The organism is Methylobacterium brachiatum, assembly GCF_020523825.1.
GTDB lineage: Bacteria > Pseudomonadota > Alphaproteobacteria > Rhizobiales > Beijerinckiaceae > Methylobacterium > Methylobacterium brachiatum.
On the sequence record NZ_JAJALK010000053.1, the window covers coordinates 1 to 743 of the forward strand.

1 protein-coding gene is annotated in these 743 nt (G+C 67.7%); it reads right to left on the reverse strand.

Translation table 11 applies throughout. The features are described from left to right. Nucleotides 1-743: elongation factor Tu (locus LGR69_RS31730; RefSeq protein WP_230368584.1), on the reverse strand; the 743-nt coding region annotated here is incomplete at both ends.

Consider the following 743-nt stretch of genomic DNA (forward strand, 5'->3'; position numbering starts at 1 on the left):
ACCCCGGTCACGTCCGTGGTCCGGAAGTAGAATTGCGGCCGGTAGTTGGTGAAGAACGGCGTGTGGCGGCCGCCCTCCTCCTTGGTCAGGATGTAGGCCTCGGCCTTGAACTTGGTGTGCGGCTTCACCGAACCCGGCTTGCACACGACCTGGCCGCGCTCCACGTCCTCGCGCTTGGTGCCGCGCAGCAGCACGCCGACGTTGTCGCCCGCCTGGCCCTGGTCGAGCAGCTTGCGGAACATCTCCACGCCCGTCACCGTCGTGGTCGTGGTCGCCCGGATGCCGACGATCTCCACCGTCTCGCCGACCTTGACGATGCCGCGCTCGACGCGACCCGTCACCACCGTGCCGCGGCCCGAGATCGAGAACACGTCCTCGATCGGCATCAGGAACGGCAGGTCGATCGGACGCTCCGGCTGCGGGATGTAGCTGTCCACCGTCTCCATCAGCTTCAGGACCGCGTCCTTGCCGATCTTGGGCTCCTTGTCCTCCAGCGCCATCAGCGCCGAGCCCTTGGTGATCGGGATGTCGTCGCCCGGGAAGTCGTACTTCGACAGAAGCTCGCGCACCTCGAGCTCGACCAGCTCCAGGAGCTCCTCGTCGTCGACCATGTCGACCTTGTTCAGGAACACCACCAGCGCCGGGACGCCGACCTGGCGGGCCAGCAGGATGTGCTCGCGGGTCTGCGGCATCGGGCCGTCGGCCGCCGACACGACCAGGATCGCGCCGTCCATCTGGGCGGC